Below are 25,316 nucleotides of genomic sequence, written 5' to 3' on the forward strand. Positions count from 1 at the left end.
CACAGGTTCAGATTTAAAGACCATCTGTAAGATGGCTTTGTCGCGCCTGCATGGTTTGCATCGTCCTCTTGCGGAATATTCCAATGGAGACAACTGTGCAACCCAACGCGATCAAGATCCGCGGCATCGACGATGTCATCGCCTACCTGGATTCACGCCAGGGCATCGTCGGCCGGGCCGCCACCATCTGGTGGCTCGCACTCGGCGGATTGTTCCTCGACGCCTTCTCCAACTCCGCACTGAGCGCGGGCCTCGGGCCCATGACGCGCAACCTGCACCTGTCCGCCGGACAGGTGGCGCTGATGACGTCGCTCGCCTCGTGGGTGGCCATTGCCTTCAACCCCATCGGCGGCTGGATGGCCGACCGCTGGGGCCGCATACGCCCGCTCATCCTGGCCAAGTTCCTGGCCGTGGTGGGCGCCGTGCTGGTGGTGTTCGCGCCCAGCTTCGAGATGATCCTGGTCGGCCGCTTCTTCGTGGGCGCGGCCTACGGCATCGACTTCGCCATTGCCATGGCGGTGCTGGCCGAGTTCACGCCGGCCAAGCTCAAGAGCCGGCTCAATACCTGGCAGGGCATGTGGTACGCGGCCGTGTGCACCAACCTGCTGCTGGCGCTGTTGTTCTACTCATGGAACGTGGGTGATTCGATCTGGCGCTACTCGGTGGCGGCCACTGCGGTCTTCGGCGTGACCATCCTCGTGCTGCAGCTCGCGCTGCTGGTCGAAAGCCCCGTGTGGCTAGCCCGCAAGGAACGGCTCGACGAGGCCGCGCAGGCCATGACCCGCATCTACGCCCAACTGTTCGTTGCCGCGCCCAAGCACGAGCGCGTGCCGGTGCTCAACCAGGCCCGCCGCGGCGCTGCCAACGTGCTGCTGATTTTTCGCGGTGCCTACCTGCCGCGCACCATCCTTGCCGCCACGGTGCAGATCGGCCAGTCGATCCAGTATTTCGCGGTGGGCTGGTACCTGCCGCTGATCAGCGCCACGCTGTTCGGCAAGGACTTTGCGCAGGCCACCATCGGCGCCCTCGCCTTCAACATCTTCGGCATCTTCGGCGGCTTTCTCTCGCCGTGGATCGGCCGCAAGCTGGGCCTGCGCCGCGCCTCGGCCTTCGGTTTCGCGATGGTGTTCGTGATGCTGCTCACGCTGGGCCTGTTCCATGGCCGCATGCCGCTGTGGCTGGCGGTGATCGTGCCGTCGCTGTTCATCCTGTTCCACTCGGGCGGTCCGGGCGCCAACGGCAAGAGCCTGTCGTCGCTGTCGTTCCGCAGCGAGCTGCGCGCCGGCGCCAACGGGATCATTGGCGCGCTGGGCTCCATCGGCGCGGCGCTGGGCCTGCTGGTCTTTCCGCTGTTCCGCGAGAAGTACGGGCTGGAACACACCTTTCTCATCCTGTCGGTCGTGCCGCTGATCGCAAGCGTCATCTGCTTCGTGATCCGCTGGGACCCGACACGCACCACCATCAACCCCGACAACGAACCCGATGCACCCCAATTCGAAAACGACAAGCCCGCCATTTCCGAGCTTCGGCCGGCCGCGGGGAAAGTGAACTGATGGCGACACCTCAGGATGTGATCCTCTGCATCGACGAGGGCACCTCGGGAACCCGCGCGGCCGTGGTCGGCCGCGACGGCCACGTCTCGTGCCTCGAATACGCACCGCTGCAAGTCGACACGCCCCGCCCCGGCGTGGTCGAGCAAGACGCCAACGCGATCCTCGAGAAGACGGTGGCGGTCTGCCGCGCCAGCATCGCGCAGGCACAGGCGGCGCGGCTGCGCATCGCCGCGCTGGCCATTGCCACGCAGCGCTGCTCGGCGGTGCTCTGGGACACGCACACCGGCCGCGCGCTGGTGCCGGTCATGGTCTGGCAAGACACCCGCTACGTCGATGAACTCGACAAGCTCGCCCCCACCTGGGACAAGCTGCTGGTCCAGCAGCTGGGCCGACCGGCCGGCGTGCGCTCGCCCTACCTCTGGGCCGCGCACCACCTGCGCGAAACCGAAGCCGTCGGCCGCGCCTTCGAACAGCGCCGCCTCGCCTTCGGCACCATCGACAGCTGGCTGCTGTGGCACCTGTCGGACCAGCGCGCCTGCGTGACCACGCCGACCAACGTGACGTCGGCCAGCGCCTACGTCATGGGCGGCCACCGCTACCAGCTCGACTGGATCGATGCGCTGGGCTTTCCGCGCGAGCTGCTGCCCGAATTGCGCGAGGACGCGGACGACTTCGGCCGCACCCGTGCCGACCTGCTCGGCATCGACGTGCCCATCCTCGCCTGCGCCGGCGACCAGCATGCGGGCGCCATCGGCCTGGGCTGCCTCGACCGCGAGCAGGCCATGTGCGTGCACGGCACGGGCAGTTTCGTCGACGTGATCACCGGGCCGGTGCTGCCTGTGCATGCCGGCCTGCACGACGGCACCCTCACCATGACCGCACGGCGCGCGCAGGGCGTGTCGCATTTCGCGGTCGAGACCTATGTGGCCACCACCGGCTCGGCGCTGAACTGGGTCTGCGAAAAGCTGCAGTGGTTCGACAACGCCGAGCAGATCAGCACCATGGCCGCCACCGCCAGCTCCTCGTCGCGCGACGTGACCTTCATTCCCGCGCTGACCGGCTTTCGCGTGCCCGCCATGGAGCCCGCCGCGCGCGCGTCGCTCACCGGCATCTCGATGGCGACCACGCGCGCCGAAGTGGCCCGCGCCATCCTCGAAGGCATCGCGCATTCGGTGGCCTCGTGCATTCAGTCGAACGAAGACGTGTCCGGCGTCAAGGTGTCCGAGCTGGTGGTGGGCGGCGGCCTTTCGGGCAGCTCCGCGCTGCTGCAGATCCAGGCCGACCTCACCGGCATGCCGGTGCGGCGCATGAAGGAAACCGACCGCGCCAGCCTGCGCGGCATCGCCTTTCTCGCGGGCTCGTCGGGCCTGCTGTGGAACTCGCTGCAGGAGGCACGCGCCACGCTGGCCACCGACGCCGTGTTCGAGCCCGGCATCCAGACCGGCGAACGCAAGGCCCGCCGCACTTTGTGGCATGCCCGCGTGAAGTCGGAACTCGAACACGCCCGCAATTTCAAGAACACAACCCCAGGAGAGCTTCCAAGATGATGGGTCTGCCATCCTTTCGATCCGGCAAGGACCGGGCCGAGATGACAACCACCGAACCGCTGCGGCTCGACCGGCAGGACCTGCTGGCGCGGCTCGGCGACGAGACATTCGACATCGTGATCGTCGGCGGCGGCGTCACCGGCGCCTACGCGGCGCTCGATGCCAGCCTGCGCGGCTACCGCGTGGCGCTGGTCGAGAAAGACGACTTCGCCTTCGGCACCTCATCGAAGTCTTCCAAGATGGTCCACGGCGGCCTGCGCTACATCGAGCAGGGCAACCTGGGCCTGGTGCGCCACTCGCTGCTGGAGCGCCAGCGCCTGCGCCGCAATGCCCGGCACCTGGTGCAGCGCCTGCCCTTCCTGTTCCCGGTGATGGAGCGCGAAGGCGTGTTCGACAAGCGCCTGGCCAAGGCCTTCGAGAGCCTGCTCTGGACCTACGACATCGCCGGTGGCTGGCGCGAAGGCATCCTGCACCAGAAGCTGACCAAGGCCGAGGTGCTGTCGCACTGCCCCACCTTCAAGGACGAGCACCTGACCGGCGGCTTCATGTACTTCGATGCGCGGGTCGACGACGCGCGCCTCACGCTGAACATCGCGCGCACCGCCGCGTTCCATGGCGCCGCCGTGCTCAACCATGCGAAGGCCATCGAGATCACGCGCGACGGGCACGGCAAGGTCGACGGCGTGGTGGTGCAGGCCGACGGCCGCGAGATCCGCGCGCGCGCCGGCGTCGTCATCATGGCCACCGGCGTGTGGCTGCGCGACTGGGACGGCCGCAAGAAGAGCGAAGAAAAAACGCTGAACATCCGCCCCGCCAAGGGCGTGCACGTGGCCATTCCGTGGCTGAAGATCCGCAACGACTGCACCGTGACCATTCCGGTGCCGGGCCGCAACCGGCGCGCCACCATCACGCGCTGGGGCAACGTCTCGTACCTGGGCACCACCGACGAAGACTACGAGGGCAACCTCGACGACGTGTGCTGCACCCGCGAAGAGCTCGACTTTCTGCTCGACGGCGCGCGCTCCGCGCTCAAGACCGACCTGCGCGCGGAAGACGTGGTGGGCAGCATCGCCGGCTGCCGGCCGCTGGTGGCGCCGCCCGGCGGCAAGACGCTGGAGATCAAGCGCAACCACGAGATCCGCGTGGCGCCCGACGGCCTGGTGACCATCGTCGGCGGCAAGCTCACGACCTCGCGCCACATGGCCGAGCAGACCATCGACGCGGCGCAGAAAGTCATTGGCCGGCGCAACGGCTGCACGACCAAGTCCGCATTCTTGCTGGGCGCCGCGGGCTACGACGCGCAGGCCATCATGGCCTCGGGCGGCATCTCGGCCCACCTGGGCGAGCGCTACGGCACCGAGGCGCGCTTCGTCAGCGACATCCTGCAGGAAGACCCCGGCCTGCTGCGCCCCATCGTCGAAGGCCTGCCGTACAGCGAGGCGGAAGTCGTCTACGCGGTGCGCCACGAACTCGCCCGCACCGTCGACGATGTGTTGTCGCGGCGCATCCGCGCACGCCTCATGGCGCGCGACGCCTCGGGCCGCGCGGCAGCGCGGGTCGGCGAAATCCTCCAGGCCGAACTCGGCCTGTCCCCCTCGGAAACGGCGCAGCAGGTCGCGAGCTACCGCGCCGCCATCGAGCATGAAAAAACCATCCTTATGGGAGTCAAGTAAATGATCAGTAAAGACGCCATCCAACGCGGCTACAACCGCCGCAACTACGTCGTAGGCGCCCACACGCCGCCGGCCTACGCCAAGACCATCACCACCACCGACGGCCCGCCCGGCCTGCAGCGCGCGCCCGTCACCGTGGCGGCACCGCACCTCGACGCGCTGCGCAAGGCAGCCGACGAAGTGCTCACCGACACCGGCAGCGTCGTCGAATGGACGCGCGACTGGTGGGCCGGCTCGATGGTCTCGGAGACCGGCGGCAAGCCCGCCACCCCGCAGGCCGTGATCGTGCGGGTCTCGACCGTCGAGCAGGTCCAGGCCGTCATGCGCATCGCGAACTCGGCGTCGATTCCCGTCACCGTGTCGGCGGGCCGCAGCAACGTGACCGGCGCGGCCCTGCCGGTGCGCGGCGGCATCGTGCTGGACGTGTGCGAGCTCAACAAGATGATCGGCTTCGACGCCGGCAGCCAGATCGTCGAGGTCGAGGCCGGCATGTTCGGCGACGTGTTCGAGGAAACCATCCAGCGCGAGCACGGCATGACGATGGGCCACTGGCCTTCGTCCTTCGGCATCAGCACGGTCGGCGGCTGGGTCGCCTGCCGCGGCGCGGGCCAGCTGTCCACCCGCTACGGAAAAATCGAAGACATGGTGTTCGGCATGGACGTGGTGCTGGCCGACGGCAGCCTGGTGACCGTGGGCGGCTACTCGCGCGCGGCGGTGGGCTCCGACCTGCAGCAGCTCCTCATCGGTTCGGAAGGCACGCTCGGCGTGATCGTGCGCGTGCGGCTCAAGCTGCACCGCCTGCCCGACTACGGCCGCGCCATTGCCTACGGATTCGACAGCTTCGCCATCGGCCTGGAAGCCTGCCGCGAGATCATGCAGCGCGGTGCCAACCCGGCGGCGCTGCGGCTGTACGACGCGCTCGAAAGCCGCGTGCAGTTCAACCTGGAAGACACGCACGTGCTGCTCATCGCCGACGAAGGCGCGCCAGAAATGGTGGACGCCGTGCTGACCATCAGCGAACGCGTGTGCAAGGAACTGGGCCGCCAGCTCGACGGCCCGGTCATCTTCGAGCGCTGGCTCGACACCCGCTACCTCACCGGCAAGAGCGCCGAGGGCTTCAAGCGCAGCCCCGGCTTCGTGGCCGACACGCTGGAAATGACCGGCCGCTGGAGCGACCTGCCCGCCATCTACGACGAGGTGGTCGCGGCCATCAACGCCGTGCCCGGCACGCTGGCGGGCTCGGCCCACCAGTCGCACGCCTACGTCGATGGCGCGTGCCTGTACTTCTCGCTGCGCGGCGAAGTGGAAGTGGAAAACCGGGGCCGCTGGTATCGCCAGGCCTGGGACGCGGCCAACGCGGTGCTGGTGCGCCACAATGCCGCGCTGAGCCACCACCATGGCGTCGGCTTGCTGCGTGCGCCCTACATGGCCGATTCGCTGGGCAGCGCCTTCCCGGTGCTGGAAGCGATCAAGCGCACGCTCGATCCGAAAAACATTTTGAACCCGGGCAAGCTCGGCCTGACCGACAAGCTGCCCCAGACCGAAGACTGAGTTTCACCGAATGGACCGCTCCCTAGGCGCGCGACTTGCGCGGCACCCGATCATCGCGACGCTCTACGGCGCGGAGCAGATCGACGCCTTCATCGACAGTGCCACCGAGATCGCCATCGTGGCGAACGTGGAACTGCGCAAGCTGCACGCCGTGGTGGCGACCATCACCCGCGCCGACAAGATCGCCATCGTCAACATCGACAGCTGCGAAGGCATCTCGCCGGACAAGGGCGGCGTGGAATACCTGGCCGAGATTGGCGCGACCAGCCTGGTGTCCACCCGCGTGGCCACCATCCAGCGCGCCAACCGGGCCGGCCTGCTCACGATGCAGAAGGTGTTCGTGACAGACCGCTCCACGTGGCCGCGCAGCGTGAAGGCGCTGGAGCAGAGCGACCCCAACCTGGTCCAGCTGATGCCGGCGCCGATGCTCTCGCACATTTCCGTCAAGGAGCGCAATGCGCTGCCGCCCATCGTGGCCTCGGGCTTCGTCATTACCGAGAACGACGTGCGCAGCGCCCTGGCCGCGGGCGCGGTGGCGGTGTCGACCAGCGACACGGCCATGTGGAGCCTCGACACGAAGTCGTTCAACCTCGACGAATTGCGCCCGCGCTAGCAGGCTGGCGCGGCCAACCGCGGCCCCGCCGGGGCCACTCCCTTTTCGGTCAGCTCGCGCCGTTCTGCACGACGAAGCTCACGACCGTGGTCGCGCTGCCCCCGATGTTCAGCGTGGCGAAACGGTTCGCCCCCTCCACCTGGCAATCGCCCGCGCGCCCCGTCACCTGGCGGGCCGCGTCCAGCACCATCCGCACGCCCGTCGCGCCCACCGGATGCCCCAGGCCGATCAGTCCGCCGCTGGGGTTGACCGGCAGCTTGCCGCCGCGCGCGATGGTGCCGTCTTCCACCGCGCGCCAGCTCTCGCCCGGCGCGGTGATGCCGAAGTGGTCGATCGCCATGTACTCGGTGGTGGTGAAGCAGTCGTGCGTCTCGATGCCGTCGAGCTGCGACACGTCGGCAATGCCGGCGCGGCGGAAGGCGCCCTGGATGGCCTCGCGCACATGGGGAAACACATAGGGCTGGCCGGCACTGGCCGCCAGCTTCGGTGCCAGCTTGAGGTGCGCGGTGCGATGGCCCCACCCCGCGATGCGCGGCAGCGCGTCGAGCGATGTGCCGTGCCGTTTTGCCCAGGCCTCGGCAAAGCGCCCCGACGCAAGAATCACGGCTGCGGCGCCGTCGGTCACCTGGCCGCAGTCCTGGCGCCGGATCATGCCGTCGATCACGGGGTTGGCCTCGTCGTCGGCGGTGAAGCTGGCGGCGGTGTAGTTCCAGGCGCGCGTCTGCGCGAACGGGTTGCGGCGCGCATTGGCGATGTTGATTTCGGCAATGCGCGCCAGGTGCTCGTACTTCAGCCCGTAGCGCCGCTCGTATTCCTGCCCGACGAGGTGGAACATGTGCGGCCACATGTACTTGGCGCCCTCGCCCTCCTCGCCCACCCAGGTGGCCGCGGCAAGATGCTGCGCGGCCACGGCGCCGGGCACGTTGCGCTCCAGCTCGACCCCCGTGACCAGCACGCAGTCGTAGCGGCCGCACTCGATCTCGGCGGTGGCCGCGAGCATCGCGATGCTGCCCGACGCGCAGGCGGCCTCGTGGCGCCCCGCGGGCATGCCGTGGAAGCCGGGCGCGATGGCCGCGAACATGCCGCCGAGCTGGCCCTGCCCGGTGAAGAGTTCGCCGACGAAATTGCCGACGTGGCCCGACTCGATCTCGTGCGGCTCCAGCCTGGCATCGGCCAGCGCGCCGAGCACCGCATCGCGCATCAGCTCGAACAGGCCGTCTCCCGCGCGGGACGCGTTGACGGCGAAATCGGTCTGGTGACCGCCCAGGACATAGACAGGAGTGGAAGAAGTCATTCGGTGCTTTCTGAAGTTGCAAGGCTGCGCTGGCGAGCCGCCGCCAGCGCCTGCTCGCGCAGCGGCGCCTTGACGAGCTTGCCGTTGAGGTTGCGTGGCAGCGGCGCGGCGCTCACGCTCACGAAATCGGGGGTCTTGTAGTCGGCCAGCATGCGGCGGCACAGGGCGCGCACGGCCTCGGCATCGACCGGTTCAGTGGCATGCACGAACACATGCACCCGCTCGCCCAGCACGGGGCAAGGGCTCGCCACGGCGGCCACCTCGATCACGCCCGGGTGGCGCTGGATCACGTTCTCCAGCTCGACGCAGTACACCTTGTAGCCGCCCCGGTTGATCATGTCCTTGATGCGATCGAACACGCGCACGAAGCCTTCGGCGTCGACGCTGCCGATGTCGCCCGAACGCCAGTAGCCGGCCACGAAGGCGCCGCGCGTGGCGTCGGGGTTGGCCCAGTAGCCGATGGCGTTGCCGGGGCTGCGTATCCACAGTTCGCCCGACTCGCCGGCGGCCACTTCGCGCCCCTCGGTATCGAGCACGCGGATGTCGATGCAGGGCAGCAGCGTGCCGACCGTGTCGGGCTTGCGCGCCGCGTCGCCGCGCCCGGTGAGCGACACGGCCGACGTGGTCTCGGTGGCGCCGAAACCGTTGTACAGCGCCAGGCCGGGCAAGGCTTCAGCCAGCCGCGCGATGGTGATCTCGGGCATGGCCGCGCCACCGAAATGCCCGATGCGCCAGCAGGAAAGATCGTGCCGGCGCAAATCGGGATGCAGCAGGCAGAGGTTGTACATGGCCGGAACCATCACGGCGGCGGTGATGCGCCGGGCATCGATTTCGGCCAGCACCTGGCCGGCATTGAACTGCCGCATGCAGACAAGGCAGGCGCCCGCCTGCAGCGCCACCACGACCACCGCCAGCAGGCCGGAAATGTGCGAGGCCGGAATGACGAGCAGCATGCGGTCGTCGGCCAAGTAGCCGAAGCTGCGGATGTAGTTGCGCGCGGTGTGGAAGAAGCCCAGGTGCGACAGCACCGCGCCCTTCGGGTGGCCCGTGGTGCCCGAGGTGTACATGAGGCAGGCGGGCTGCATGTCGCTGAAGTCCGCGGCCAGCGGCGCGTCGCTGCCGGAGGCCAGCAGCGCGGCGTAGGCGAGCGCACCGGGCCGCACTTCGGCACCCAGCGCAGGCTCTTCGAGGCAGACGACGCAATGCACGCATGCGATGTCTTCGGCGCGCGGCAGTCGGTCGGCCAGCGACGCTTCGAACACCAGCGCCGCCGCGCCGCACTGGTTGAGCATGTACTTCAGCTCCTCGGCGCTCTGCCGGATGCCGATGGGCACCGCGATCGCGCCGAGCCGCCAGGTGCCCGCCAGCAGCACCACGAATTCGAAACGGTTTCCGACGAACAGCGCCACGCGGTCGCCGGCCTTCACGCGTTGCGCGGCCAGTCCGCCGGCAACGCGGTCGGCCAGCCGGTCGAGCTCGCGGTAGCTGAGGGTCGTGGCGCCGTCTTCGATGGCCGGCGCGTCGCCTCGCAAGGCCACCGACTCGCGCAGCATGGCGTCGAGGTTGCGCGGCCGTTCGGCGTAGCAAGGCACCAGCCGGTCGCCGTAGAGTGCTTCGATGCGCACGGTGTCGCCGTGCGGCGTGACGATGGGTCCGCTCATGTGGCTGGCCGTCCTTCACGCGCCTCACGCGGCATCGTGGGCTCGCGCATGCGCACCGCGCCATCGATGCGCACCACCGAGCCGTTCATCATCCCGTTCTCTATCAATGCCTGCACCATGTGCGCGAACTCTTCCGGCCGCCCCGGGCGCGGCGGAAAGGGCACGTCGTCGATCAGCGTGCGGCGGGTGTGCGCGGGCACGACCTCGTACATGCCGGTTTCGAAAGTGCCCGGCGCAATCGCCATCACGCGGATGCCGAAGCGCGCCAGTTCACGGGCCAGCGGCAGCGTCATGCTGGCCACGCCGGCCTTGGACGATCCGTAGGCCGCCTGCGCCGACAGCGCCTCGTAGGCAGCCACCGAGGCGGTGTTGACGACCACGCCGCGGTCTTCCTCGCCATCGTCCGACGATTCGCCACCGAGGCCTTCAGCGAACAGGCGGATGGTGTTGAAGGTGCCCACGAGGTTGATCTCGATCACGCGCCGGAACACGTCGAGCTCGCGCGGCACGATGCGGCCCGTGGCCTTGTCGGTGCGGAACACGCGCGCCGGGCCGAGCACGCCGGCGCAATTGACCAGGATGCGCGGCGTGCCCAGCGCGGCACGCACCTGTGCGAACGCGGCTTCCATGTCGGCCGCCGAACTCACGTCGCCGCCGATGGCCAGGAGCTTCATCTCTTGCGCCAGTGCATCGAGCGGCGCGCCGGCCAGGTCGATGGCCGCCACGTGGGCGCCCTGTGCGGCCAGCCGCTGCACGGTGGCACGGCCTAGCCCCGAGGCAGCGCCGGTGACGACGGCGACCTTTCCCTTGATCTGCATGGTTCTTCCTTGTTGCCTGCGTTCAGACGCGCGCCGGCATGCGCAGCCCGCCATCGAGGCGGATCACCTCGCCATTGAGCATCGGGTTGGCGACGATGGCCAGCACCAGTGCCGCGAATTCGCTGGCCTGGCCCGGGCGCCTGGGAAATGGCGGCATGGCCGCGAACACCACGTCGCGCGATCGGGGCGCGAGGTTCATGGTCATCGGTGTCTCGAACACGCCGGGCGCGATGCCCATGACGCGAATGCCGTGCTCGCCCAGTTCCCGCGCCAGCGGCAGCACCATGCCGGCCACGCCGCCCTTGGACGCGGCATAGGCGGCCTGCCCCATCTGGCCGTCGAAGGCGGCGATGGAGGCGGTGTTGACGATGACGCCGGCCTGCGCGTCGCCGGTGCGGGCCTCGATCATCTGCGGCACGGCGCAGCGGATGCAGTTGATGGCGCCCAGCAGGTTGATTTCGATGACGCGGCGAAACTCCGCCAGCGGCATCGCCACGCCGCGGCGCACCACGCTGCCGGGGTCGGCAATGCCGGCGCAGTTCACCAGGATCGCGACGGGGCCGAGCCGCGAAGCGATGTTGCCGAACACGGCCTCGATGCCGTCCGCATCGGCCACGTCGGCCGCGAATCCGCTGGCGCCCATGGCCGCGGCGGTGGCCGCGACCGCCGCCGCGTCGCGGTCGATCAGCGCGACGCGCGCGCCCGCGTCGCGCAGCGCCTGCGCGGTCGCGGCGCCCAGCCCCGACGCGCCGCCGGTGACCACCGCCACGCGGCCCTGCACCGCCTTGCCGATATCGATGCCTGTGTCTTGCACGCCCATGTCAGTCGGGCCGACTCATCTTGCAGTTGACCGGCAGCTCGGTCACCGCGCCCGGCACCTTGGCCACTGTTTTCCAGCCCATGCCCAGGCCTTCGGCGTCGTACTTCACGCCCTTCACCAGCTGGTTGATGTACAGCGGGTGCGTGGCCTGATGGTCGTCCTTGCGCATCTGGATCTTGCCGAAGGGCGAGTCGTATTCCATGCCTTCGAGCGCCTGCGCGATCTTCACCAGGTCGGTGGTGTTGCCGACCTTCTCGATGGCCTTGGCGAGCATCTCGGTCTGCACCACGATGGAGGTGTAGTACAGGTCTTCGCCGAACTTGGCCTTGAAGTCCTTCTGGTACTTCTCGAGCGCCGGCGTCTTGTCTTCGACCGGCACGTTCGGGTGCCACGACGAGACCTGGAACACCGTGTTCTCGCCCGCCGCGCCGATCGACGTGGGCACGCCGAACAGGCCGCCGTAGTAGGTGATGTAGCGCGCGCCCAGGCCCGCGTCCTTGCTGGCGCGCACCAGCAGCGACAGGTCGTTGCCCCAGTTGCCGGTCAGCACCGTGTCGGCGCCCGACTGCTTGATCTTCAGCACGTAGGGCGAGAAGTCCTTCACCTTGCCGAAGGGATGGAAGTCGTCGCCGACGAACTGCACATCGGGGCGCGCCTTGCCGATGATCTCGCGCGCATCGGCGCTGACCTCGCGCCCGAAGGCGTAGTCCTGGTTGATGAGGTAGATCCTCTTGATCTGCGGGTTCTTCTTCACGTAGTCGGCAATGGCGTACATCTTCATGAGCTGGTGCGCCTCGAAGCGGAACATCCAGAAGCTGCACTTCTCGCCCGTCAGCTCGGGCAGCGCCGAGCCGTAGTTGAGGTACAGCACGCGTGATTGCGGGTTGCGCTGGTTGTGCTTTTCGACCGCGCCCAGCAAGGCGCCGGCAATGCCGGAGTTGCCGGCCTGCACCATGAAGCTGATCTTCTGGTCCACCGTGCTGTTGAGCATCGAGATGGCCTTGGCCGGATCGCCGGCGTTGTCCATGGCCACCACTTCGAGCTTGCGGCCCAGCACGCCGCCGCGCTCGTTGATGAGGTTCACCGCGTACAGCAGCGTCTTGGACACGGTCACGCCGGTCGAGGCCGTGGGCCCCGAGAACGTGTCGATGTGCGCAATGCGGATCGGCGGCTGTTGCTGTTGTTGTGCCGACGCGGCGAGCGTGCAGGCGGCCAGTGCCAGGGCTGCGCCGCAAGAGCGAAAGAAAGCCATTTTTGTCTCCGTTGATGGCCGGCGCGCGGAGGGTGCGAGCTGGCCCTTTTCTTCTCGGTCATTTAAAGTTACTTTGCAGTAACTCGTGGTGAATATAAAGTTGGCACCGCGTCCCGTCAAGCGGGCAGACCCCGTTTCATCGTTGACCGACAATCCACTTCCACCCATGGTTGCACCGCCCCCAGACTCCTCCACTCCCAAGACAGCGCGCTGGAACAACGCGTTGGCCGACGCCCCCGATCCGCGCGAAATCCGCAAGCGGGCGCTCATCGCCGCGGCCGGGCGCACCTTCGGCGTCAAGGGTTTCCACAACACCACGCTGGACGACATCGCGAGCGCTCTGTCGGTCACCAAGCCGGCGCTGTACCGCTACGTCAAGAACAAGCACGAGATCCTGTACGAGTGCCATGGCCTGGCCATCGGCATGGCCGAGGAAGCACTGCAGAGCGCCGAGTCGGAGAGCGCCACCGCGCTGGACGCGCTGCGCCTGTTCGTGAGCCTCTACATCCGCAAGATGACGAGCGAGCTGGGCACGTGCGTGGTGCTGACCGAGTACTACTCGATGACCGAGCAGCACAGCGCGCTGATCCAGCAGCGGCGGCGGGTGGTCGACACGCAGCTGCGCGCATTGGTGTCCCGCTGCATCGACGAAGGCTCGATCGCGCCCTGCGACCCCAAGCTGGCGGTGTTCTTCTTCATGGGGGCCATCAACAACATCAACCGCTGGTTCACCGAAAAGGGTGCCACCAGCGGCGAGGCCATTGCCGAGGCCTTTGCCGACCATGTGGTGCTGGGGCTGCGCCCCACGAAGCGCTAGCTAGTAGCGCGCGTCCACGCGGCGCGAACCGGTCGACCCGGCCGCGGCTGCATGCGTCTCCGGCTCCTCGAGCACCGCGGCCATGTCGCCCAGGTATTGCCCCACGACCGGCTCGTGCGTGAGGTTGAGCATGTGGTGAATGCCCGGCGGATCGTTCACGTAGCCCACCGTCCAGCCGCGTGCCGTCATTCCCCTGCCGATGGCCGCCATGTCGCGCAGCGGTGAGCCGAAGGCGAAGATGCACAGCTTCGGGTTCCCCAGCGTCGGCAAGCCCAGCGCATCGAGCCCTTGCTGCATGGCGCGCCGCGTGGCCATGATGCTTTCGGTCACGCGCAGGTAGCCGTCCTTGCCCAGGTAGTTCATGACCGCCCACGCGGCGGCGATGGCGCCGCCGGCGCGCGTGCCGACGAGCGTGTGCGTGAAGTACTGGCCGCGCGGCCAGTTGTCGAAGTAGTAGCCCATGAGCGCGAACGACGCGGAGTCGGCAAAGAACAGCGTCGACGCGCCCTTGGCCGTGTAGCCGTACTTGTGCAGGTCGGCCGAGATCGACGTCACACCCTCGACCGCGAAATCGAAGTCGGGAATGTCGGCGCCCAGCTCGCGCGCGAACGGTGCGAAGTAGCCGCCGACGCAGGCATCCACATGCATCCAGATGTCGTGCTCGCGCGCCAGTGCGGCGATCTGGGGAATGGCATCGACCACGCCATGCGGGAACGCGGGCGCCGAGCCGACGAGCATCACCGTGTCGGCCGTCAGGGCCGCGCGCAGGGCGGCCACGTCGGCGCAAAAATCTTCGCCCAGCGGCGTGCGCACCGGCTCCAGCCCCAGGAAGTAGGCGGCCTTGTCGAAGGCCGGGTGCGCGCTCTGCGGCATCACGATGCGCGGCTTGCCCATGCCGGGGCGACGCGTCAGCGCGCGGTCGCGGGCGCACTTCACGGCAAGAAAAATGCTCTCGGTGCCGCCTGTTGTCATCGCGCCGCAGGCCTCTGCCCCGCCATGCAGCAGGCCGAGCCCCATGGCCACCACTTCCGCCTCGAACTTGGCAAGGCTGCCGAAGGCGCGCGGCCCCAGGCCGTTCTCCGAGAAGTACATCAGGTAGGCCTGCTTGGCCACGTCGAGCACGTCTTCGCCGGCGTAGTGAATGAACATCGGCACGCGGCCGCCGCGCCAGTCCACGTCGTTGCTGCTGGCGTCCTTCAGCTGGCGCTGCAGTTCTTCCCAGGCAATGCCGTGGGCGGGGAGTCGTGTGGTCATGGTGGGGGCTATCCTTCTTTGCCGCCCCAGTGGACGACCTTGTTTTCGAGTGCGCGCGCCAGCAGGTCGAGCGCATAGCCCAGCACCGCCATGATCAGCGCGCCGACGATCACGACGTTGGTGAGCAGGAAGTCCGAGGCCGACATCGCCATGTAGGCAATGCCCGCGTTGGTGGCGATCATTTCGGCGCCCACCAGCATCGTCACGCCGATGCCGATGCTCACGCGGATGCTGGTGAAGATGCCCGGCAGGCTGGCCGGAAAAATCACGCGCCGGAAGATCATGGTGCGCGAGGCACCCAGCGCCATCGCGGCCTGCACCTTGCGCCGGCCCACGCCGCGCACCGCCTGCATCGAGCTGATCGACAGGATGGGGAACAGCGCAAGCACGATGATCACGATCTTCGCAACCTCGCCGATGCCGAACCAGATGATCAGCAGCGGCAGCAGCGCGAGCTTGGGCATCGGCCGCGAAATCTCGATGGGCGGATCGAGCACCGCCTTCACCGTTTCGTTCATGCCCATCCACAGGCCCAACGGCACCGCGACCAGCACCGTGAGCACGAACGCCAGCCCGAAGCGAAACAGGCTGATGCCCAGGTGGTGCGCCAGCGTCTTGCCCTGGTAGCCGTTCTGCATCAGCTGCAGGAAGGTCTGCCACACCGACACCGGCGACGGCAGGAACAGCGGCGCCACCAACGGCTTGTCGCCCATCAGCGGCGTGGTGATGAGGAACCACAACAGCAGCAGCACGCCGAACGAGCCCAGGTTGATCCAGCGCGAGCGGCCCGTGGCGCCCGGCGTGTGTTGCGCGGCCCCGCTCATCGCTCGCTCTCCTGGCGCTGCGCCGTCAGGGCCTCTTCGCGCAGCAGCCCGAATATCTCGGCCTTCATGCGTGCGAACTCGGGGCTGGCCACCACGGCCGGGTCGGCGCTCTGCGCAAACACGGGCCGAAACTTCGCCTTGATGCGGCCGGGCCGCGCCGACATCACCACCACTTCCGTGGCCAGGAACAGCGCCTCGTCGATGCTGTGCGTGATCCACAGCACCGTCTTGTGGGTCTCGTGCCAGATGCGCTTGATTTCTTCCTGCAGCAGCTCGCGCGTCTGCGCGTCGAGCGCCGCGAAGGGCTCGTCCATCAGCAATATCTCCGGGTCGTTGGCCAGCGCGCGTGCAATGCCCACGCGCTGCTGCATGCCGCCCGAAAGCTCGTACGGATAGCGCTTGGCAAAGCCCGTGAGCCCGACCATCTCAAGGTAATGCGCCGCAATGCGCGCCGCTTCCGCCGCCGGCTTGCCGGTCGCCAGCGGACCGAAGGCCACGTTGTCGTGCACGCTCATCCAGGTGAACAGCGCGCCCTGCTGGAACACCACGCCGCGCCGGGGGTCGGGGCCGCGCACCGGCAGGCCGTCCATCAGCACCTGGCCGCTGGTCGGCTGCTCGAAGCCCGCAAGAATGTTGAGCAGCGTGCTCTTGCCGCAGCCCGAGGGGCCGAGCAGGCAGGTGAACTCGCCCTTGGCGATGTCGAGCGTGATCGGCTCCAGCGCCTGCACCGCGTCGGGCCCCTGCCCGAAACGCTTGCTCACCTGCTCGAAGCGGACCTTGGGCGAACCGTTCGCGTGGTGTGCCGGCTGCTGCATCGGCTCAGGCCACCATCTTCGCGACGAAGCTCGAATCGACCAGGCCGCCCACGTCCTTGGGCATGGCCGTGATCTGGCCCGACTCGAACAGGAACTGCGCCTGTGTCTGCAGCGTCTTGACCACGCCCGTGTCTTTCTCGCCGGGCTTGCCCATCCAGCGGCTGCTGAGCTGCTCGCTGGCGGGCACCGGGTAGAAAGTGTTGAGCGAGCGCATCACCGTGGCCTCGTCGACGTTCAGGAATTTGGTCATGGTGTCGACCACGTCCTTCGGGTCTTGCTTGAAGCCGCGCGCAATCTGCTCGTAGTCTTTCAGGAAGGCCAGCACCAGGTCGGGCGACTTCTGCTTGAACTCGTCGCGCACCAGCAGGCCGTCGAAGATCAACAGGCTCTGGCGGTTCAGGTCGCCGGTCTTGAAGATGATCTTGCCGCCGTCGTCGGTCAGGCGCGGCAGCACCGGCACCCAGATGTAGCTCGCGTCGATCTCGCGGCGCTGCCACGCCGAGGCGATCTGGTCGGCGCGCATGTTGATGAGCTGCACGTCGTTGAGCCCCAGCCCCGCGAACTTGAGCGCGGCCACCGCCGCGAAGTGCACCGAGGTGTTGAACGGCAGGCCGATCTTCTTGCCCTTCAGGCCCGCCACCGTCGTGATGCCCGAGTTGCCCTGCACCACCAGGCATTCGCTGTCCACGATGTTCTTGTAGACATACACCATCGACGCCTTCAGGCCGTTGGCATAACCCACCATCATCGGGCTGGAGCCGATGTTGCACATGTCCAGGCTGCCGCCGGCCATGGCCGAGATCACTTCGGAGCCGGCGCGCACCGTGACGAAGTCGCTGCTCACGCCCGGCCCGAAAGTCCGGGGCGACAGGTTCTTCGCGCGGATGTAGTTCTGCGCATCGATGGCGCCGAAGGTGCCGAGCTTCACGGCGCGCGGCGACTGCGCGAACACCGGGCCGGCACTGCCCAGCAATGCACCGCCGGCGGAAGACGCCAGCAGCATGTGGGCGGCGGTCAGATGGAACTCGCGGCGGGAGAGATTCAGCTTCATGGGGCGGCCTTTCCTGAGACGAAGGAAGAACGAAACCCACCGTGCGGCGGGTCTGGCCGCAGTTTAGAAGCGCTTGAATATATTCAAAATGCTCCAAAACCCACCCACGGGCGAATTTCAGGGCTTCAGCAGTCGAATCAGGAAGCGCGAGCCGTGCGCCAGGTCGTCGCGCATCGCCTGCCCAAGCGCATCGCCGTCGCGCCGGCGCAGCGCGTCCATGGCCACAAGATGCGTCTCGTGGCCGGTCAGGCTGCCACAGTACTGGGGAAACAGCAGGTTGAGCGTGGGCCCCACGCGCAGCCACAGGCTCTCGATGACGCGGATCAAAATGGGCTGCTTCGACGCACGATATATTGAAAGATGAAAATCGGAGTTCTTCATCAGCGTCTGGTGCGCGTCGCCCGCCTGGATGGCGGCAAGGTGCGCCTGCATCACGGCATCGAGCCGCTCGATCTCTTCATTGGAGATTCGCGGTGCCGCCTCCTTGGCTGCGAGGCATTCGAGCTCCATGCGGATCTTCAGGATTTCGCGGTAGGTTTCCACGCCCAGCCGGGGAACGCGGATGGTGCGGCCATTGACCACCTCGAGCCCCTGCTCCACCACCAGCCGCTGCACCGCCTCGCGCACCGGCGTCAGGCTCACGCCGAAGGCCTCCGCCACGCCGCGCACCGTGAGCACCTGTTCGGGCAGCAGCGCGCCGGTCATCAGCGCGTGGCGCAGCTTCTGGCAGGTGCGGTCGGTCAAGGTGTCGCCGGGCGCGCCTTGCAGGTCTTGCAGCGCGAAGCCCGGGAAGTCGCCGTCGGCGGCCAGGGTGTTGGTCTTGACGCCGGTCTTGGCGGCGGCAGGCCGGGCGCGCCGCGTGGTGCCCGCCGGCGCAGCCCCCGCCGCTGCAAGGCGTTTCGACGGGCGATGGGGGATCGAAGGCGGCTTGGGCATGGGATGGGGCATCGGCGCTGTGGAGGCGCTTGAATATACTCTGCCGAATTCGGGCGCTCCACCCGTCCATGGGGCGGCACGGGTCGTCTTGCTAGGCTGCGGCGGCCCCGCGCTCGCTGGTGATTTCCGCGCCCTCGCGCATCGTCTTCGTCACCGGCGTGTTCGCAACCACTTCCAGCAGCCGGCTCCACTGCGCATCGGTCAACGGCGCGTCGGAGTGAAGAACGCGGCGTATGTGCGCCTTGCCATCCTCGTCTTTCGTCAACGTCAGTTCGGCGCGGAACTCCCCGAGCTCCCAGCCTTTTCGCTTGGCATACATCCGCAGCGTGATCGCGGTGCAGGCGGACAGCGCCGCAAGGTAATAGTCGTAGGGCGCGGGGCCACTCCCCTGCCCGCCCAGCGCCGCCGGCTCGTCCGCGATGAGCTGAAACTTGCCGACCTCGATGCGGTGGCTGTAGTCGGTTCCCGTGGAGACGATGGTTGCGGTGGTGGCGTGGCTCATGGGTGGTGCTCCTGAAGAATCGGGAAGAGTCTGATCGGTCTGATCGAAAAACTGTAGCAAAACCGCCTTGGTCCGGCAGTGCCGATCACGTAGCATCCGCCCCATGAGCTACACCGTGAAACTGATCGACTTTCCCGATGCGCCGCATGACGTCATCGCCACCGCGGAATCGCGCTTTCGTCGTGAACTCGACAAGCTGCTGGGCGACGGCGTCGAAGCGGCGCTGAAGGCCTTCGAGAATGCCAGCGAATCGAGCGCCGACGAACTCAACCGGGACGAAGTCGCGCTGGCCGCCAGTTGGGCCAAGGCCTACGACGCCGCCAAGACCGCGGGCTTTCGCGCGCTGGGCGAAGCCGACGAGGCGTACTTCGAGGTTCGCGCCGACTGAGCCCCGCTCTTGCCCCCCGGCCCTTGGCCCCACCGTCGGAACACGGAACCAGACAGACCATGAAGCTGCTGTTCGCCCTGCTTTTTTCCAGCCTGCTCGCTGCCTGCACCACCGCGCCCGGCACGACGCCAGGCGCCGCGGCATCGTCGTCCACCGAAGCCGCTGCTGCAGCGCCCGCTCCCACCGGCGTCCGGTGGCAGTACATCAACTCGAAGTCGTACGACGCACTGAACGCCGGGCTCGGCAACAGCCACCGCCATGAAAGCAGCGTGGGCTGGGTCGACGTGTACGTGTACGACATGAAGCGCACCGACTGGCAGCCGGGCGTGAGCGATCCGCAGTTCGACGAGCACTTCAAGGGCACGCTCGCCGAGGTGCAGCGCGCCGTTGCCCAGGGCTCGTACACCAGCGCGAAGGTCGGGCCCACGCGCGACGTGCGCATCGAGGGGCTGACGTTCCGCTCGGTGTCTTTCCGCATCGTGCATGCCCGCGACGGCAAGGCCTACGACTCGTACACCTACCTCACGGCACGCAACGGCCGCCTGCTGAAGTACCGCATGTCGTTCTATTCGCCGGCCCCGGCCAACGTGGAAGCCATTGCGCGCGAGTTCATCGAACGCAACATCCGAACCGGCCCCGACACACCGGCCGGAACGCGCGCCCTTCGCAGCACCTGAACGGCGCTCAACGCACGGCAGGCACGCGAACGGCGCCGGGCAGCTTCGACACGCGCTCCGCAAGAAAGTCGACCAGCACGCGCACCCGCAACGGTTGATGGCGGCGCGGGGCGTAGAGCAGGTGCGCCTCTTGTGCCGGGCCGGTGTGGCGGCCGAGCACACGCACCAGCCGCCCTTCGGCCAGCAGGTCGGCCACCATCCACGTAGGCTGCAGTGAAATGCCCGCGCCGGCCAGCACGCTGTCGAGCATGGCCACCGCGTTGTTGACGCGATAGCGGCTGCGCACCGGCACGGTCACCGGGCCTTCGGGGCCCGTGAGCAGCACGCCGTCGTCGCCCGGCGCATAGCGCAGGTAGTCGTGGGCCAGCAGGTCTTGCGGCTTGCGTGGCTTGCCGCGCAAGGCCACGTAGTCCGGCGAAGCCACCAGCACGCGCGGCCATGTGCCCAGGTGGCGCGCGACGAGGTCTGGCGGCAGCGCGCCACCCACCCGCAGCGAGACATCGATGCGCTCTTCGCGCGGATCGACGAAGCGGTCGTCGAGCACCAGTTCGAGCTGTATCTGCGGGTACAGGCGCAGGAACTCCACCGCCATGGCATTGAGGTGCCGCTGCCCCAGCGTGACCGGCGCGCTCGCCCGCAGCAGGCCCTGCGGCTGCTGCACCTGTTCGCGCGCATCGGCCACGGCGTCGCCGTAGTCTTCGAGCACGCGACGGGCGCGCTCATGAAAGCGCTGCCCTTCTTCCGTCAGGCTCAGGCCCGTGGCGGCACGGCGCAGCAGGCGCACGCCCAGCGAGCGCTCCAGCCCCGCGACCAGCTTGCTGACCGTGGGCTGCGTGGTGTCGAGCGCGCGGGCGGCGCCCGACAGGCTGCCGAGATCGACGCTGAGCACGAAGGCCGAGAGCGCGCGCAAGGTATCCATGGTGTATTCGATTCAGGAATGGATTGGATGCCATTCTGCCTTCTACCCATCCATTCATGAATGAAAGAAAGTCGAGGCCTCATACCCATTTCAAGGACTTTTCAATGACCACACCCACACTCGGATCGATCCTGCGCCAGGGCGCGCTGGCCCTCACGCTGGCAAGCGCCGCCGCAGCATCCACGGCGCAAACCACTGCCGCACCGCCCACGTACTGGAGCCCCAGCTGGATGGCCGCCACCCAGCCGCTGTGGGACGGCAACTTCGTGCTGCCATCGGGCGTTCCGTTCCAGTTCAACCGCCAGACGATTCGCCAGGTGGCGCGCCTGAGCATCGGCGGCACACGGCTGCGCGTGGTCGTCAGCAATGAAGGCGGCACCGCGCCGCTGCACATCGGCGCGGCCCGCGTGGCGCGGCATGGCGAAGGCTCGGCCATCGTCGAAGGCAGCGACCGCGCACTGCGCTTCGGCGGGCAGGCCGAAGCCGTGGTGCCGCCCGGCGCGCGGCTGGTCAGCGACCCGGTCGACCTGCCGTTGCCCGCGCTCGGCGAAGTGGCGGTGTCGCTCTACCTGCCGGGGCCCAGCCAGCCCGCGGGCTTTCACTTCGACGCCCGGCAGGTCGCCTACGTGGCCGACGGCGACCTCACCGGTGCCGCGCGCCTGCCCGCCACGGCCACGCAGTGGAGCACCCGCGTGTACGTCAGCGGCCTGATCGTCGAGACACCGAAGGCACCCGTTACCGTCGTCGCGCTGGGCGATTCGCTGACCGATGGCAACGGCGCCACGCCCGGTGCCAACACGCGCTGGCCCGATGCCTTGGCCGAGCGGCTGGCGGGGCGTGGCGTGGGCGTGCTCAACGCCGGCAACTCCGGCGGCCGCCTGCTGAAAGACGGCATGGGCCGCGCCGCGCTGGAGCGCGTCGGTCGCGACGTTTTCTCGCAGCCCGGCGTGCGCGCCATGGTCGTGCTGCTGGGCACCAACGACATCGGCTGGCCCGGCGGCCCGTTCGCGCCGCAGGAACCCGCGATGCGCGCGGAAGAAGTGATCCGGGGGTTCCGGCAGTTGATAGAAATGGCGCATGCCCACAACGTGCGCATCATGGGCGCCACCATCGCGCCCAACGAGCGCGGGCTCGAAGGCACGCCGCTGGCCGGCCACCACTCGCCCGAAAAAGAAAGGGTGCGCCAGGCCGTGAACCAATGGATTCGCGAGAGCGGCGCCTTCGACGCGGTGGTCGACTTCGACGCCCTGCTGCGCGACCCCGCCCGGCCGATCCGCATGAAGGCCGCGATGGACTCGGGCGACCATTTGCACCCCGGCGACGCGGGCTACAAAGCGATGGCCGCGGCGATCGATCTCGGCGCCTTGCTGGGCAACGCCGCGCAGCCCTGAAGCCTCCAAATATACTGTACATAAATACAGTATTTCTCTAAAATTCGTCGTCTCCCAGAACAACGTCGAGGCGACCCCCAAATGACCACCGCCAGCCCGCCTGCGCCCTCCGCGCAGGTTCTTTTTTTCTCCCGACTGCAGCAGTTGCAGTCGCGTTCCCGCACAGGCCGCATCTCGACCTGGCCTTTCAAGGTGGCCCGCGAGAAGGGCTGCGACGACACGCATGAAAAGGACGACGTTCGCGTTCAGGCGGCGCGCGTCATCCGGACGACGGCAGAGCATTGGTGGCCGTCGGACTCTTGAACCGCCTCATTGCAGGAGAGCCGCATGGAACACGCACAACCGCTTCAGGCAGACAAGGCGCGCAGCCAACTCCTCATCGGACTGTTTCCCGACGAACCGGTCCGCGCTGAAATCAAGGCGCATTGCGACGATTGGTGGTGGCCCAGGGGCTGTCACTTTCCTCCCGCGAACCGATGGCACCTAACGCTGCAATACCTCGACGATCAGGATGAATTCGCGGAACGGCGTCTGCGGGCCGCATTGGCGCGGGTGTCCCTGCCAGCGCTGGAACTCACGCTCGATCATTCGTGCACCTGGCGCAATGACATATCGGTGGTCCAGCCTGCGGACCACCAGGGCCTGCGCGCGCTCCAGGCCCACGTCGAACACGCGGTGCATCGGGCCGGGTTCGTTCCGCTGGTGCGCGGATGGAACCCGCACGTCACGATTGCCAGGGACGCGGAGCATGCCGCATGCCCGCCTCTGAAACCCATCCGCTGGAACGTGCGGGAGTTCAGGCTGGTTCGCTCGCATTTCACGCAGCCTTTTCGCCATGAGTTGCTTGCGTCCTACCCCGCGCACCCGAAGTCCGGCGCTATATTTCCTGCATGCTGACGCCGCCCTCCCTTTCGCAAGAAGCCATCGCCCAATGCCTCGCCGACGAATACGGGCTGCACGCCATATACGCTGAATTCCTGCCCCTTGGGGCCGATGTGAATTCCGCCGTCTTCCGTGTCCATGCCCCCAACGGATCGACCTACTTCCTGAAATTGCGCCGGGGTGATTTCACGCCGACCGCTGTGTTCATCCCCCTCTTCCTGCATCACGAGCAAAGCATCGATGCCGTGATGACGGCGTTGCCTACGACGGGCGGTCAACCCAGTGCGCAACGCCTTGGCTTCGACTGGATGCTCTATCCCTTCTTCAACGGCGACAACGGATTCAAGCGCCCGTTGTCCAACGCGCAATGGATCGCGCTCGGCGCCACATTGAGTGCCGTGCACCACACCAGATTGCACGAAGCCATGCAAGAAGGCATTCCGCGAGAAAGCTATTCCCACCACTGGCGCGAAGGCGTGCGGCGCTACCAGCGGCGCTTCATCAACGGTGTGGCCGGCGACGACATCGTGCGCCGCTTTCTCGCGTTCTGGGAAGCGCACGACGAAGAGATCGACACCGTCGTCTACCGAAGCGAACAGCTGGCCTCGATTCTTCTGGAGCGGTCGTTGCCGCTGGTGCTGTGCCACTCCGACATCCACGCCGGCAACGTGCTCGTCGGCGACAACGACAGCCTGTGCGTCATCGACTGGGACACGCTGATCCTCGCGCCGAAAGAGCGCGACCTGATGTTCATCGGCGGCGGTGTCGGCAACGTGTGGAACCAGCCGCAGGAAGAAGCGCTGTTCTACAAGGGCTACGGACCGGCGGACATCGACTCGATGGCGCTGGCTTACTACCGCTACGAACGGATCACGAAAGACGTGCTCGAAATCTGCGACCAGATCTTCGATGCGTCCGCCAGCCTGGAAGACCGCGAAGAAGGCCTGCGCCAGATGGCGAACCAGTTCCTGCCGAACGACGTCGTCGCCATCGCGCACCGGAGCTACGAAGCAATCACCTGAGCCCGGGTGCGCCGGACTGCGCGAGCCGGCCTCGTTCAGATCCGATCAGATCAGCAGGTCTTGCGCGTCGTCCTCGAAGCCCGGAATGGGCTGCGCCTTGGCCAGCGCGAGCCACACGCCGAAGGGAATGCGGTCGAACGCGCGGTGCACCGCCGCGCGCGCCACCACCAGGCGCTCGCCTTCGAGCACCATCACGCCGCATTCGGCCGGCACTTCTTCGGGCCTGGCGATGCAGCGGCCCTTGGCATCGTTGCCCAGCACGTACCAGCACTCGCCGCCCAGGTCGAGGTAGGCCGCGCGCTTGTCGGGCTTGCGCAGATCGCCCAGCAGGTCGGCACGGCTCACCTTGACCTCGTGCACGATGGGGTGCGCATAAGCCTCGACGCTGGTGTTGCGGATCGAAAACACATCGGGCCGCGCAATGCACCAGCGCGCCTTGCCGCCCTCTTCCAGCGGCGGCAGGCGTGCGCGCAGCCCGAGGCCGCGCCATGCGATGCGGCCGCCGCGCGTCATTTCGCGCGCCACGCGTTCGACCAGCGCCTCGTGCGGCGACAACGCCGCGCGGTTGATGGTGAGCGTGGTGGCAATGCGCGCAATGCCGGCGTCGGTCACGCGCAAGGTCTCGTGGCCGTGCACGGTGCGCACGCGCTCGAGATAACCGCCGGCGAGCAGCTCGACCTCGATGCCGTCGCAGCACGGCCAGCCGGCCGAGCGATAAATCTCGCGCAGGCGCCGTGCATGCAGCTTGCCGAAGGGCACGGCCGTCTGCACGGGCGGCGGCGGCTCGACCACCGGCGACGGAAAACCGGGGTCGGTAACGGGCGGGACCACAGGCGGCGGATCGCCCTCGGGCGGTGGCACCGGGGGCACTGGCGGCGTGACGGGCAGCGGCACGTCGGGCGCGGGCGGCGGCGGGCCGATGGGCGCGGCGACAACGGGGTCGGGAACAACGAGTTCGGTCATGGCGGGAACAGGTTAGCGAAAAGTCGGGGGCGGCGCGAGGCATGGAACGATCGGTTGCATCCGGCGGTGGGCATCGAAAGAGGCATGCGCCGG

Annotated in this window: 25 protein-coding genes; 12 read left to right on the forward strand and 13 right to left on the reverse strand. The window is 67.8% G+C overall.

The window, feature by feature from the left end; genetic code table 11:
* Positions 1-95: 95 nt before the first annotated feature.
* Genes DBV14_RS27940 through DBV14_RS27960 form a run of 5 tightly spaced genes read left to right on the forward strand, consistent with a single transcriptional unit; the run spans position 96 to position 6,937 of the window.
* Positions 96-1,553, forward strand: coding sequence for a nitrate/nitrite transporter (locus DBV14_RS27940; RefSeq protein WP_124464305.1), 1,458 nt, complete (start codon positions 96-98; stop codon positions 1,551-1,553).
* Positions 1,553-3,100, forward strand: coding sequence for an FGGY family carbohydrate kinase (locus DBV14_RS27945; RefSeq protein ID WP_124464307.1), 1,548 nt, complete (start codon positions 1,553-1,555; stop codon positions 3,098-3,100). Before DBV14_RS27940 ends, DBV14_RS27945 begins: the two co-directional genes overlap by 1 nt.
* A complete protein-coding gene (locus DBV14_RS27950; RefSeq protein WP_124464309.1) occupies positions 3,097-4,773 on the forward strand; it encodes a glycerol-3-phosphate dehydrogenase/oxidase in 1,677 nt (558 codons plus the stop codon). Before DBV14_RS27945 ends, DBV14_RS27950 begins: the two co-directional genes overlap by 4 nt.
* On the forward strand, positions 4,774-6,324 hold the full coding sequence (locus tag DBV14_RS27955) for an FAD-binding oxidoreductase (RefSeq protein ID WP_124464311.1): 1,551 nt from the start codon (positions 4,774-4,776) through the stop codon (positions 6,322-6,324). It begins immediately after the preceding gene.
* 10 nt (positions 6,325-6,334) lie between these two features.
* Complete coding sequence (locus tag DBV14_RS27960) at positions 6,335-6,937, forward strand: glycerol-3-phosphate responsive antiterminator (protein WP_124464313.1); 603 nt, start codon at positions 6,335-6,337, stop codon at positions 6,935-6,937.
* Positions 6,938-6,986: 49 nt separating this feature from the next.
* On the opposite strand, the gene DBV14_RS27965 is transcribed toward DBV14_RS27960, so the two are convergent.
* From DBV14_RS27965 to DBV14_RS27985, 5 genes are read right to left on the reverse strand one after another with little or no spacing between them, the layout of a single operon-like run.
* On the reverse strand, positions 6,987-8,231 hold the full coding sequence (locus DBV14_RS27965) for an acetyl-CoA acetyltransferase (RefSeq protein ID WP_124464315.1): 1,245 nt from the start codon (positions 8,229-8,231) through the stop codon (positions 6,987-6,989).
* On the reverse strand, positions 8,228-9,892 hold the full coding sequence (locus DBV14_RS27970; RefSeq protein WP_124464317.1) for a class I adenylate-forming enzyme family protein: 1,665 nt from the start codon (positions 9,890-9,892) through the stop codon (positions 8,228-8,230). Before DBV14_RS27970 ends, DBV14_RS27965 begins: the two co-directional genes overlap by 4 nt.
* Positions 9,889-10,710: an SDR family NAD(P)-dependent oxidoreductase gene (locus DBV14_RS27975; protein WP_124464318.1), complete on the reverse strand. Its 822-nt coding sequence runs from the start codon at positions 10,708-10,710 to the stop codon at positions 9,889-9,891. The genes DBV14_RS27970 and DBV14_RS27975 overlap by 4 nt, the downstream gene beginning before the upstream one ends.
* Positions 10,711-10,732: 22 nt before the next feature.
* Positions 10,733-11,524, reverse strand: coding sequence for an SDR family NAD(P)-dependent oxidoreductase (locus DBV14_RS27980; protein ID WP_260397255.1), 792 nt, complete (start codon positions 11,522-11,524; stop codon positions 10,733-10,735).
* A gap of 7 nt (positions 11,525-11,531) precedes the next feature.
* Positions 11,532-12,782 carry a branched-chain amino acid ABC transporter substrate-binding protein gene (locus DBV14_RS27985; RefSeq protein WP_185546146.1) on the reverse strand — a complete coding sequence of 417 codons (1,251 nt, stop codon included), beginning with the start codon at positions 12,780-12,782 and terminating at the stop codon, positions 11,532-11,534.
* Between the two features lie 166 nt (positions 12,783-12,948).
* Between DBV14_RS27985 and DBV14_RS27990 the strand changes: the two genes are divergently transcribed.
* Positions 12,949-13,599, forward strand: a complete 651-nt coding sequence (locus DBV14_RS27990; protein ID WP_124464323.1) for a TetR/AcrR family transcriptional regulator — start codon at positions 12,949-12,951, stop codon at positions 13,597-13,599.
* Here DBV14_RS27990 and DBV14_RS27995 read toward each other — a convergent pair whose 3' ends face one another.
* The 6 genes from DBV14_RS27995 to DBV14_RS28020 all read right to left on the reverse strand — a co-directional run bounded on the left by DBV14_RS27995 (position 13,600) and on the right by DBV14_RS28020 (position 18,981).
* Complete coding sequence (locus tag DBV14_RS27995; protein ID WP_124464325.1) at positions 13,600-14,853, reverse strand: aminotransferase class V-fold PLP-dependent enzyme; 1,254 nt, start codon at positions 14,851-14,853, stop codon at positions 13,600-13,602.
* Positions 14,854-14,861: 8 nt separating this feature from the next.
* The gene (locus DBV14_RS28000; RefSeq protein WP_124464327.1) at positions 14,862-15,677 is read right to left on the reverse strand and encodes an ABC transporter permease; all 816 of its coding nucleotides are present in this window, start codon (positions 15,675-15,677) and stop codon (positions 14,862-14,864) included.
* Complete coding sequence (locus DBV14_RS28005; protein ID WP_124464329.1) at positions 15,674-16,492, reverse strand: ABC transporter ATP-binding protein; 819 nt, start codon at positions 16,490-16,492, stop codon at positions 15,674-15,676. The genes DBV14_RS28000 and DBV14_RS28005 overlap by 4 nt, the downstream gene beginning before the upstream one ends.
* A gap of 4 nt (positions 16,493-16,496) precedes the next feature.
* Positions 16,497-17,543, reverse strand: coding sequence for an ABC transporter substrate-binding protein (locus DBV14_RS28010; protein WP_124464331.1), 1,047 nt, complete (start codon positions 17,541-17,543; stop codon positions 16,497-16,499).
* 117 nt (positions 17,544-17,660) lie between these two features.
* Positions 17,661-18,479, reverse strand: a complete 819-nt coding sequence (locus DBV14_RS28015) for a GntR family transcriptional regulator (RefSeq protein ID WP_185546147.1) — start codon at positions 18,477-18,479, stop codon at positions 17,661-17,663.
* A gap of 91 nt (positions 18,480-18,570) precedes the next feature.
* Positions 18,571-18,981, reverse strand: a complete 411-nt coding sequence (locus DBV14_RS28020) for an OsmC family protein (protein ID WP_124464335.1) — start codon at positions 18,979-18,981, stop codon at positions 18,571-18,573.
* 103 nt (positions 18,982-19,084) lie between these two features.
* Between DBV14_RS28020 and DBV14_RS28025 the strand changes: the two genes are divergently transcribed.
* Entirely contained in the window at positions 19,085-19,369 is a 285-nt protein-coding gene (locus DBV14_RS28025) for a hypothetical protein (RefSeq protein WP_124464336.1), read from the forward strand.
* 59 nt (positions 19,370-19,428) lie between these two features.
* Positions 19,429-20,046, forward strand: coding sequence for a hypothetical protein (locus DBV14_RS28030; RefSeq protein WP_124464338.1), 618 nt, complete (start codon positions 19,429-19,431; stop codon positions 20,044-20,046).
* A 7-nt stretch (positions 20,047-20,053) separates the two neighbouring features.
* On the opposite strand, the gene DBV14_RS28035 is transcribed toward DBV14_RS28030, so the two are convergent.
* A complete protein-coding gene (locus DBV14_RS28035) occupies positions 20,054-20,965 on the reverse strand; it encodes a LysR family transcriptional regulator (protein ID WP_124464340.1) in 912 nt (303 codons plus the stop codon).
* 104 nt (positions 20,966-21,069) lie between these two features.
* On the opposite strand from DBV14_RS28035, the gene DBV14_RS28040 reads away from it, so the two are divergent.
* The 4 genes from DBV14_RS28040 to DBV14_RS28055 all read left to right on the forward strand — a co-directional run bounded on the left by DBV14_RS28040 (position 21,070) and on the right by DBV14_RS28055 (position 24,260).
* Positions 21,070-22,356, forward strand: coding sequence for an SGNH/GDSL hydrolase family protein (locus DBV14_RS28040; RefSeq protein ID WP_124464342.1), 1,287 nt, complete (start codon positions 21,070-21,072; stop codon positions 22,354-22,356).
* A gap of 81 nt (positions 22,357-22,437) precedes the next feature.
* Positions 22,438-22,659: a hypothetical protein gene (locus DBV14_RS28045; protein WP_124464344.1), complete on the forward strand. Its 222-nt coding sequence runs from the start codon at positions 22,438-22,440 to the stop codon at positions 22,657-22,659.
* Between the two features lie 24 nt (positions 22,660-22,683).
* Positions 22,684-23,253 carry a 2'-5' RNA ligase family protein gene (locus tag DBV14_RS28050; RefSeq protein WP_124464346.1) on the forward strand — a complete coding sequence of 190 codons (570 nt, stop codon included), beginning with the start codon at positions 22,684-22,686 and terminating at the stop codon, positions 23,251-23,253.
* On the forward strand, positions 23,247-24,260 hold the full coding sequence (locus DBV14_RS28055) for an aminoglycoside phosphotransferase family protein (RefSeq protein WP_124464348.1): 1,014 nt from the start codon (positions 23,247-23,249) through the stop codon (positions 24,258-24,260). The genes DBV14_RS28050 and DBV14_RS28055 overlap by 7 nt, the downstream gene beginning before the upstream one ends.
* A 45-nt stretch (positions 24,261-24,305) precedes the next feature.
* Here the strand turns inward: DBV14_RS28055 and DBV14_RS28060 are convergent, their stop codons facing one another.
* Complete coding sequence (locus DBV14_RS28060) at positions 24,306-25,223, reverse strand: hypothetical protein (RefSeq protein ID WP_124464350.1); 918 nt, start codon at positions 25,221-25,223, stop codon at positions 24,306-24,308.
* Positions 25,224-25,316: the final 93 nt, after the last annotated feature.

Origin of the sequence: Variovorax sp. KBW07 (assembly GCF_003852515.1) — a bacterium.
GTDB lineage: Bacteria > Pseudomonadota > Gammaproteobacteria > Burkholderiales > Burkholderiaceae_C > Variovorax.

What these genes read in the sequence shown, in the direction of transcription:
- DBV14_RS27960 (WP_124464313.1), top strand. Translation starts at nt 6,335, where the DNA reads ATGGACCGCTCCCTAGGCGCGCGACTTGCGCGGCACCCGATCATCGCG.
- DBV14_RS28005 (WP_124464329.1), bottom strand. Translation starts at nt 16,492, where the DNA reads ATGCAGCAGCCGGCACACCACGCGAACGGTTCGCCCAAGGTCCGCTTC.
- DBV14_RS27955 (WP_124464311.1), top strand. Translation starts at nt 4,774, where the DNA reads ATGATCAGTAAAGACGCCATCCAACGCGGCTACAACCGCCGCAACTAC.
- DBV14_RS28000 (WP_124464327.1), bottom strand. Translation starts at nt 15,677, where the DNA reads ATGAGCGGGGCCGCGCAACACACGCCGGGCGCCACGGGCCGCTCGCGC.
- DBV14_RS27995 (WP_124464325.1), bottom strand. Translation starts at nt 14,853, where the DNA reads ATGACCACACGACTCCCCGCCCACGGCATTGCCTGGGAAGAACTGCAG.
- DBV14_RS28055 (WP_124464348.1), top strand. Translation starts at nt 23,247, where the DNA reads ATGCTGACGCCGCCCTCCCTTTCGCAAGAAGCCATCGCCCAATGCCTC.
- DBV14_RS28060 (WP_124464350.1), bottom strand. Translation starts at nt 25,223, where the DNA reads ATGACCGAACTCGTTGTTCCCGACCCCGTTGTCGCCGCGCCCATCGGC.
- DBV14_RS27985 (WP_185546146.1), bottom strand. Translation starts at nt 12,782, where the DNA reads ATGGCTTTCTTTCGCTCTTGCGGCGCAGCCCTGGCACTGGCCGCCTGC.
- DBV14_RS28020 (WP_124464335.1), bottom strand. Translation starts at nt 18,981, where the DNA reads ATGAGCCACGCCACCACCGCAACCATCGTCTCCACGGGAACCGACTAC.
- DBV14_RS27950 (WP_124464309.1), top strand. Translation starts at nt 3,097, where the DNA reads ATGATGGGTCTGCCATCCTTTCGATCCGGCAAGGACCGGGCCGAGATG.
- DBV14_RS28025 (WP_124464336.1), top strand. Translation starts at nt 19,085, where the DNA reads ATGAGCTACACCGTGAAACTGATCGACTTTCCCGATGCGCCGCATGAC.
- DBV14_RS28050 (WP_124464346.1), top strand. Translation starts at nt 22,684, where the DNA reads ATGGAACACGCACAACCGCTTCAGGCAGACAAGGCGCGCAGCCAACTC.
- DBV14_RS27945 (WP_124464307.1), top strand. Translation starts at nt 1,553, where the DNA reads ATGGCGACACCTCAGGATGTGATCCTCTGCATCGACGAGGGCACCTCG.
- DBV14_RS27965 (WP_124464315.1), bottom strand. Translation starts at nt 8,231, where the DNA reads ATGACTTCTTCCACTCCTGTCTATGTCCTGGGCGGTCACCAGACCGAT.
- DBV14_RS28040 (WP_124464342.1), top strand. Translation starts at nt 21,070, where the DNA reads ATGACCACACCCACACTCGGATCGATCCTGCGCCAGGGCGCGCTGGCC.
- DBV14_RS27975 (WP_124464318.1), bottom strand. Translation starts at nt 10,710, where the DNA reads ATGCAGATCAAGGGAAAGGTCGCCGTCGTCACCGGCGCTGCCTCGGGG.
- DBV14_RS28010 (WP_124464331.1), bottom strand. Translation starts at nt 17,543, where the DNA reads ATGAAGCTGAATCTCTCCCGCCGCGAGTTCCATCTGACCGCCGCCCAC.
- DBV14_RS27970 (WP_124464317.1), bottom strand. Translation starts at nt 9,892, where the DNA reads ATGAGCGGACCCATCGTCACGCCGCACGGCGACACCGTGCGCATCGAA.
- DBV14_RS28045 (WP_124464344.1), top strand. Translation starts at nt 22,438, where the DNA reads ATGACCACCGCCAGCCCGCCTGCGCCCTCCGCGCAGGTTCTTTTTTTC.
- DBV14_RS28015 (WP_185546147.1), bottom strand. Translation starts at nt 18,479, where the DNA reads ATGCCCAAGCCGCCTTCGATCCCCCATCGCCCGTCGAAACGCCTTGCA.
- DBV14_RS27990 (WP_124464323.1), top strand. Translation starts at nt 12,949, where the DNA reads ATGGTTGCACCGCCCCCAGACTCCTCCACTCCCAAGACAGCGCGCTGG.
- DBV14_RS28030 (WP_124464338.1), top strand. Translation starts at nt 19,429, where the DNA reads ATGAAGCTGCTGTTCGCCCTGCTTTTTTCCAGCCTGCTCGCTGCCTGC.
- DBV14_RS28035 (WP_124464340.1), bottom strand. Translation starts at nt 20,965, where the DNA reads ATGGATACCTTGCGCGCGCTCTCGGCCTTCGTGCTCAGCGTCGATCTC.